This is a genomic window from Sulfurovum sp. bin170 (assembly GCF_010892395.1).
Lineage (GTDB): Bacteria > Campylobacterota > Campylobacteria > Campylobacterales > Sulfurovaceae > UBA1140.
Genome location: NZ_JAACKB010000330.1, coordinates 1 through 6,547, shown reverse-complemented (window position 1 = coordinate 6,547; position 6,547 = coordinate 1). Strand labels below are relative to the sequence as shown.

The window sequence follows — 6,547 nt, the reverse complement described above, 5'->3', positions numbered from 1 at the left end:
AGCTTAATTCATTGGCATTGGGCTTTAGCCACGCCAAATGAAAGCTAAAATAACCTAAAAATGGCTATTTCCTAGCAAAACTTGGTCTTTTTCAGGGCTGAAGCCTCCGTTTCCTAGGTTCTTACATAGTCTCAGGAGCGATGGGAGCAAGTCAAAAAATAACTATTTCAAAATAGTTAAATCGAAATGGTAATATCCACAAAATTGGTCTGCATATACTCCAAAATAGGCTCATAAATCTCTCTATTATAAAAATCAAGCTCTTCTGAGCTATCTTTTAGATGGCATCTAGCCTCCCAAACGAAACCATAATCTAGGATATAACAGCCATGAGCATCATATTGATTTAGATTATCAGAGTATACAAAAAGGATCTTCTGACCCTCTATCTCTTTTATCTCATAACTTCCTACATCAGCGTACTTATCATCTTCTCTCTGTTTTGCTTGTAGTTTACCCTCTTCTCCAAAGACCAATCCATAGGATCTACTTCCTATAAAAGGAATCTGGGTATGTTTTGCCGTAAACTCTGTCAAACTGTCAAAAGTAGTATCAGAGGTCAATCTCTCTACTGCGTAGTAGTTGGCTAGATACTCTTTTTTGACAACATACTTTTTGCCCTCAAGCGTGAGCGGTTTGGTTCTATACGCATCGAGTCTCTCTAGTTTGACATCCTCTATAGCGGTGATGGAGAGTCTAAAGATATTCTCATCATCTTTGGCGACCATGCTACCACTGCTCTCTAGGCTATAAGATACATCATTGCTACTGCCTCTTTTTTGGTTGACAAATATCTGTCTGTCTTCACTCTCTAGCTCAAAATCATCCGTACCAAAATCAAAATAGTGAGGAAGTAGAGTAGAGTCACTGATATTTTCCATCTCATATCTAAACTGATTATCCGTAAAGCTTAGGTTAAATCCATACAAATCTAAATTTTGAAAGCCATCATCACCAGATGAGGAGCCACCACCACCTCCCCCACACCCCACCAATAGGAGGAGTAAAGTGGAAGTCAAGCCACTTTTTAAAAAGTTAGAGTAGCTCATTATTGAGGATTACCGTGTATAGGAAAAATTCTATGACTGGTAGGATATGCAGTAATATCTGGTATTAATGTATTTGTTGCTGTAAACTTTATCTTAAAGTCACTACTAGCATCATATCCTTCTATGGTTACGGCATAATTATGTGTCCATATAGAAGGGTTTGCTGTTGTTGTATCAACAACATGAGAAGTAATAGTACCTGCACCACTGGTTATCTCATACGCAAATGTATCAGCACCTGCGGTATAGAAAAACATAGTTAAAGTAGTATCATTAACCACCATATCAGGATATCCAATAGCAGGTGCTTCATATATATTAGCTATATCTCCATCTTGAACAATAAGAACATAGGAGTAGTATTCATAATTGTTTGAAATTATCTGCAGCATATATGTACCATCTGCAATTCCTGTAATCATTAATGATGTAAAAGTAGTTGGTTGATTATAAGTATCACCACCAAACTCAGACTCTCCACTCTCATTTATGACTTCATAATCATAATGTATCTCTTCTGGATTTGATAAAGTAAATACAATATCAGACAAACTAGCGTCCCCAGCATTTTCAGTAATTGTTTTACCTATTATATGAATTGGTTCATCTTCTACATCTGCCCCCGTCACTTCTTGCACCAATCCCATCTCTATTACAGGATGTTCTCCTGGGGCTATTGTTAGTATGGTAGTTGCTTTAGCCAATACCTCATTACTTAAGTTATACGCCCTTGCCTCAAAAGTTAAAGAGGTTCCTGTAGGTAGTCCAAATATATCAAATTGCCAACCATCTAAAGAATTCATATCATCAGGATATACTGCAGTTAAACCACCACCATCAACTTCTAATCCAACATGATGAATCTGCATATCCGTCTTCTGATACAAACTCCCTTGACTTTTACCCTTATCCACAGATACATTAACTGTCATACCTGTAGCTCCATCTTCTGTAGGAGTGCTATTTGTTGAACTCCCCTCTCCACAACCTACTGCAAAAAGCAGTAGCACTGTCATCATTGCCATGTTTGTAATCAATCTTCTCATTACAAGCCCCTTTTTCTATTTTTATTTAGTATTTTTTAATACTATTTCGTATTATATAACGGAAGAATTACGAAACAATTATGTTTTATGGTTTTTTACTATTTTTTGATATTTAAAAACATAAAGAATAGTTCTATCAGGAAATTCTTAAATAAACTCTATTCTAAAAATAAGCCCACCATTTTGTGATATATCAAGCTCTCCATCCATCTCTCTTACAGTCAGATAGATAAGTTTCATCCCCAAAGATTCACTATGTGTCAACTTTTCCAAAAGAGAGAAGTTGTTATTAATCTCATGATATATCAAAATATATTTATCATCTTCTTTTCTCAACGAAATCTCTATCTCCTCCTCTTTATCTGAATCAAAAGCGTATTTTATGGAGTTAGTAAAGAGTTCATTTAAAATAATACCCAATTGAAAAACTCTATTTGTCAACAGAGAAATATGATTTGAGTCAATCTCTACAGATATATCTCTGCTATAGGTCTGATTTATCAAATCTATTAGATTCATGGTATACTCCTCAAAATCTATCTTCTCCATATTATAATCTTTGTAGAGTGCCTCGTGTATCATAGCTATAGACTCTATACGAACTTTATTCTCTTTTAACATATCATAGGGATTCTGTTGCAAGTTACTGCTCTTTTTTATGCTAAGCATCTGTAGCCCAAAGATAGAGGTGATGATATTGAGATTATTTTTGATTCGGTGGTGTATCTCTTTGAGCAAAAATGCTTTTATCCTATCATCTTTCTCTAGTTTTTCGTAGGACACCTCTGTGGATATGTTGTAAAATATCCCCAAGATTATAACAACTACAGATGTGGTAAACATATTAAAGTCAGGTGTCCGATCTGCAAAAGTTACCTCTTGTATCTCCCTATATTTCAGAGCAGTAGCACCTGTCCAATAGAGAAGATGCACAAGTGTCATCCAGAGAGCTGTCTTTAGTCTAAAAAAGAAGTAAAATCCAAAAATAATCAGAAAAGGATAAATCGTAATAAACTCATAAAATTCTCTATTAAGCACAGCTAAGCTTGACTCTGCCTCTATAATAACAATCAATATAGAGGCAAAAAGTTTTGTCTTAAAATATCTTAGATAGAACCAAAGCAGAGCAATCATCAAAAAAAGAAGTATCAATTTTATAAAAAATATGTAATATATTTGCATAATAAACGCCAAAAGTGCCAAACTAATATAAACAATAATGGAAGATAGAAAAAGTCCAACCAACATAATATCTTGATGTTTTCTACTTCTAAAAATCTCTTTTAGCTTACTTACCATAATCTAACCTTTACAAACAGTTCTTGTTTCATATCTTATCAGATTTTCATGGATAAAAGAGTAAAATATTACATTAACTTACAATTTTTAATAATTTTTAATATTTATAAGGATATTATGTGAAAAATAGAAAAACCGTACTTATTGTAGAAGATAAATTGATTCCTGCTGAATATCTTAGCTGTATGCTAAAAGATAACGGTTACAGAGTTCTTGATATTGCTGACACTGGTCGCAAAGCGATAGAGATTGCCAAAAGAGATAAACCCAATATTGTTTTGATGGATATTATGCTAAAAGGGCAGATGAGTGGTACAGAGGCTGCCATGCAGATTTGTCGCAATAGTCCTGATTGCAAAATCATCTATCTCACAGCTTACTCCAACAGAGAGATAATAGAGTCTGCCTATGAGAGTAGTGCCTATGCCTATCTGCTCAAACCTTATCGTGAAAAAGAGATACTTGCCACAATGCATCTTGCACTTTTAGACAATAAAAAAAAGAAAGAAAATTCAGATAATATCAAACTTAAACTCATCAATGAGTACTACTTCAACACAAAACTACAGCGTTTATGCAGAGATAACAAAGAAGTTTTTTTAAGTAAAAATGGACATAAATTTATGGAGATTTTAGCCAAAAGTAAAAATACAACTGTATCCAATGAGCAGATATGTGGTCACATTTGGCATGAAAATAGGAGTTGTAATACCCTAAGAGCATTAGTACATCGGATTCGTGAAAAGACCGATACACATCTAATTGAAAATGTTAAAGGAATGGGATATATTACTTATAGTAAATAGATATGATGGTTATGGCGATGAATTTGAAATGCATAACCTTTTAAATATCTCATCATAATCCAAATTGGTAGGGTGCGATTGCCAACGCACCTTAATATTTAATTTTCTAACAAACATCTTTTATTGTGCCGATATTGGGTGCGATGGCAATCGCACCCTACCCAAATATATAAATCAAATCAGGAAACAGCAGAATAATCAGCAACGCCAATAACTGCAACCCAATAAACGGTATAACCCCACGATAAATTTGCCCCGTAGTTACCATATCCCCCGAAGCCCCCTTAAGATAAAAGAGTGCAAATCCAAACGGTGGGGTCAAAAATGAGGCTTGTAGATTCAGAGCTATCAAAATCGCAAACCAAACAGGGTCAATCCCAAACGCATAAACGATAGGTACAAGTATCGGCACAACCACAAAGGCTATCTCTATAAAGTCTATAAAGAACCCAAGCAGAAATATAACTAGCATTGCTATAAGTATAAACGCCCACTTGTCGCCAATGTCACCTTTAAAGAATTCCATCGCCATCACATCCCCACCAAGTTCATTAAAAACCAGTGAAAAAGCAGTAGCTCCAATAAGTATCATAAATATCATAGAGGTTAGCTTCACACTCTCAATAGAGGAGTAGCGAAGTAGTTCAAAAGAGAACTGACGATTATATAGAGCCAAAAGTAAAGCCCCAATTACCCCAAAGGCTGCCGACTCTGTAGGACTAGCCACCCCTGCAAAGATAGTTCCAAGTACAGTTATAATGAGTAAGAGAGGAGGAGCGATAACTTTTAATGCCTTTTTGACAACTTTACCATAATCCTCATCACTCTCAATTACAGGAGCCACAGATGGTTTTAATCTTGCATAGATAAGGATATAGGCTATATATAAAATTATAAGTAAAATACCAGGAACCACTGCTGCTTTAAATAGGTCTCCTACACTAAGATGCATCTGGTCACCCAAAATAATTAAAACAATAGAGGGAGGAATAATCTGACCTAAAGTTCCACTAGAGGCAATCGCCCCAGTTGCCAATTCAGGCGAATATTTGTGTTTGAGCATTAAAGGCAGAGCAATCAAACTCATCATCACTACAGAAGCCCCAACAATCCCTGTACTCGCTGCCAAAATAGCTCCAACCACCACCACAGAGATAGCCAAACCACCTCGCACTCGACCAAAGAGTTGTCCCATAGAAAAAAGCAAATCCTCTGCTATCTTAGACTTCTCCAAAATCAACCCCATCAAGATAAAAAGAGGTACAGCCATAAGCGTAACATTACCCATAATTCCATAGACACGATAAGGCAACATATCCAAAACATGTAAGCCCATCTCATCAGAAATCAAAGCAAAAAATAGTGCAACTCCTGCAAATACAAATGCCACTTGGAAACCACTCATAAGCAAAAAGAGAGTTAACAAAAACATCAACCATAAAGGGTCAAGCAGAAATGGTAGATGAAGTGATGAGAAGATAAAAAACAGAGCTACTATAGCCAAATAAATAAATAGTCGTCTCTTAGATTCTAGTTTCTTATAAGCTTTTATAATCTCTGAAATAGCTTGAAGTACCAAAAGAACAAATGCCAAAAACAGTACGCCCTTTATCAGATAACGATGAGTCAATCCCCCTGGGTCAGATGAAATCTCATTTTGAACATAAGATTGAACGGTCATATCAAAAGAGCCACTTAGAAAGAATAGTGAGAAAGGAATGACTAAAATCAGCATAGATAAAATTTGAACTATAGCCTTGGTATCTTTGGAGTAGTTAGCAAAAAATATATCTACCCTTACATGTTTATCATGTTTGAGTGCATAAGAGAGACCTAAGAGGAAAACAATATCAAAAAGATGCCACTCTATCTCTTGCAGGGCGATTGAACCTTCTGAAAAAAGGTATCGAACTGTTGCGTCGTAGCCTACTAGTAGGGCTAAGATTAGGGCTAAGATGGCTGTTAGAGAGCCTGTTTTTTTGGTTAGGGTGTCGATTTGGTAGGTCACTCTCGCACTCCTGTCATATTTTTAATCATATTAAACTTTTTATTTAACTCTTTCCATCAGAACAACGCCCAATATCTCTATCAAAACTAATAATTTCAAATCCCTCTAACTTCTTTTTAGCACACAACATAGCATCAGCAAAATCTATATTTTTATCAGCATAAATCTCAAGAGCCTCAAAAGTAATTAATTTATTTTCGGTATAGAGATGATTGTATAAAAGTAGCTTTTTTAATGCAGAAGATATATCATCTTTTTTATACTTGTAAATTCTTTTTAACACATAGATAACCTCTGCCAAGATAAAATCCATTAACATCGCTTCTATTTTACCACTCT

The 6,547-nt window shown here is 35.3% G+C and carries 6 protein-coding genes; 1 reads left to right on the top strand and 5 read right to left on the bottom strand.

Annotated elements, in window-relative coordinates; all coding sequences use genetic code 11:
• Positions 1-176: 176 nt before the first annotated feature.
• The 3 genes from GSY74_RS07830 to GSY74_RS07820 form a co-directional block, all read right to left on the bottom strand.
• Complete coding sequence (locus GSY74_RS07830; RefSeq protein WP_164664545.1) at positions 177-1,049, bottom strand: hypothetical protein; 873 nt, start codon at positions 1,047-1,049, stop codon at positions 177-179.
• Complete coding sequence (locus tag GSY74_RS07825) at positions 1,049-2,095, bottom strand: hypothetical protein (protein ID WP_164664544.1); 1,047 nt, start codon at positions 2,093-2,095, stop codon at positions 1,049-1,051. The genes GSY74_RS07830 and GSY74_RS07825 overlap by 1 nt, the downstream gene beginning before the upstream one ends.
• A 147-nt stretch (positions 2,096-2,242) precedes the next feature.
• The gene (locus GSY74_RS07820) at positions 2,243-3,394 is read right to left on the bottom strand and encodes a sensor histidine kinase (protein WP_164664543.1); all 1,152 of its coding nucleotides are present in this window, start codon (positions 3,392-3,394) and stop codon (positions 2,243-2,245) included.
• 119 nt (positions 3,395-3,513) lie between these two features.
• Between GSY74_RS07820 and GSY74_RS11045 the strand changes: the two genes are divergently transcribed.
• Positions 3,514-4,200 (top strand): response regulator, encoded by a 687-nt coding sequence (locus GSY74_RS11045; RefSeq protein ID WP_164664542.1) that lies wholly within the window; start codon positions 3,514-3,516, stop codon positions 4,198-4,200.
• Positions 4,201-4,357: 157 nt separating this feature from the next.
• Here the strand turns inward: GSY74_RS11045 and GSY74_RS07810 are convergent, their stop codons facing one another.
• The gene (locus GSY74_RS07810; protein WP_164664541.1) at positions 4,358-6,208 is read right to left on the bottom strand and encodes a TRAP transporter large permease subunit; all 1,851 of its coding nucleotides are present in this window, start codon (positions 6,206-6,208) and stop codon (positions 4,358-4,360) included.
• A gap of 43 nt (positions 6,209-6,251) precedes the next feature.
• Positions 6,252-6,547, bottom strand: a 296-nt coding sequence (locus GSY74_RS07805) for a PIN domain-containing protein (RefSeq protein WP_164664540.1), incomplete at its 5' end; no start/stop codon positions are given.

Excerpts from the sequence above, each read along its gene's own strand:
- GSY74_RS07830 (WP_164664545.1), bottom strand. The coding sequence starts at position 1,049 with ATGAGCTACTCTAACTTTTTAAAAAGTGGCTTGACTTCCACTTTACTC.
- GSY74_RS07825 (WP_164664544.1), bottom strand. The coding sequence starts at position 2,095 with ATGAGAAGATTGATTACAAACATGGCAATGATGACAGTGCTACTGCTT.
- GSY74_RS07820 (WP_164664543.1), bottom strand. The coding sequence starts at position 3,394 with ATGGTAAGTAAGCTAAAAGAGATTTTTAGAAGTAGAAAACATCAAGAT.